This window comes from Virgibacillus salexigens (genome assembly GCF_014905415.1).
Classification (GTDB): domain Bacteria; phylum Bacillota; class Bacilli; order Bacillales; family Amphibacillaceae; genus Virgibacillus; species Virgibacillus salexigens.
Window position 1 is genome coordinate 1 of sequence record NZ_BNEO01000025.1, and the last position, 527, is coordinate 527.

Annotated in this window: 1 protein-coding gene; it reads left to right on the forward strand. The window is 48.8% G+C overall.

Going from position 1 to position 527, the window contains the following annotated elements; all coding sequences use genetic code 11:
* The coding region (locus JKP73_RS22035) for an Ig domain-containing protein (RefSeq protein ID WP_200411967.1) at positions 1-527 on the forward strand (527 nt) is incomplete at both ends.

Consider the following 527-nt stretch of genomic DNA (forward strand, 5'->3'; position numbering starts at 1 on the left):
TGTGCCCGATCCAGATGATGATACCGATGGTATCAAGGATGAGGACGATAAGAATCCGAAGACACCAGATACCAACCTTCCAGTAATCACAGCAGATGATGCGACCGTCACAGAAAAAGCACCAATCAGCCCAATCCCAGTAACGGTTACCGATGAGGATGATGAGACCATTGCCATCGATCCAAATGATGTGACTGGCTTACCAGATGGCTTGGCCTACAACCCAGCGACAGAAGCGATTGAAGGCACACCAACGGTTTCCGATTGGGGCACAACGGAAGAAAGCCGAGACTTCCCAGTAGAAATCAAGGCAACCGATGGAGCTGGTAACGAAGCTACTAAGACCATCACGATCAGGGTTCAACGTGACACAGATGGCGATGGTGATCCAGATGTGACCGATCCAGATGATGATAACGATGGTATCAAGGATGAGGATGATAAGAATCCGAAGACACCAGATACCAACCTTCCAGTAATCAAGCAGATGATGCGACCGTCACAGAAAAAGCACCAATCAGCCCAAT